The organism is Rahnella sp. RcJ3 (genome assembly GCF_009498575.1).
Taxonomy (GTDB): Bacteria; Pseudomonadota; Gammaproteobacteria; order Enterobacterales; family Enterobacteriaceae; genus Rahnella; species Rahnella aceris.
The window spans coordinates 1-634 of the sequence record NZ_QSNX01000058.1 but is presented as its reverse complement, the minus strand read 5'-3'; the positions used below and the strand labels follow the sequence as shown (position 1 = coordinate 634).

Sequence of the window (634 nt, the reverse complement as noted above, 5' to 3'; positions counted from 1 at the left end):
TCCGGATGCGCGGCTTTCGCTTTTTCCAGCCCTTTAATCTCACCCGCCGTCCGTGCAATATCCATTGCCTGGCTGCCCACGTCGCCCAGCGCCTGCGCGATTTCCAGCCGCTTCTGCTCTTTCTCTTTATCAAAGATAGGGCTGATGCTGCCGTTGGCATGTTCCACGTCGCGGCTTAAATCAGCCACGTCCTGCTGCTGGTTTTCGGTATCGCGGATGTTGATGGTACCTGCTGAAATCGCCGCTTTGGTGGTGCCGGAAGCCTCACCTTCACCGCCTGCACCCACCAGTACGCCGTTCGCCATATTGCCGATAAAGTTCTCTGCAACAGTCCCGCCGGTGCTGATGCCTGCGCCCTGATGTTCGGTGCTGTATTCCGCTTTATTGCCGATGTCGCTGAAGCCTAACGTACCGGTGTCGAGGTGGTTTTTATCGGCCGAACCTGTGCTGGCAATTACCGCGCCATCGAGCTGGGTATGCCCGCCGACCGTGATATCAAAGCCGCCGTCACCGGCAAAAATACCGCTCTGCTCAGTGACCGAGTTGTAGTCGCTGTCCATTTTGTCATTAGCGGCACTGATGCCGCCCGAACCGGTCATGGTGCCGAATGAGAAGCTGGCACCGCCGCTGATGC

The 634-nt window shown here is 57.9% G+C and carries 1 pseudogene; it reads right to left on the bottom strand.

From position 1 onward, the window contains the following. Positions 1–634: pseudogene (locus DXU84_RS24955) on the bottom strand (hemagglutinin); the annotation flags it as partial.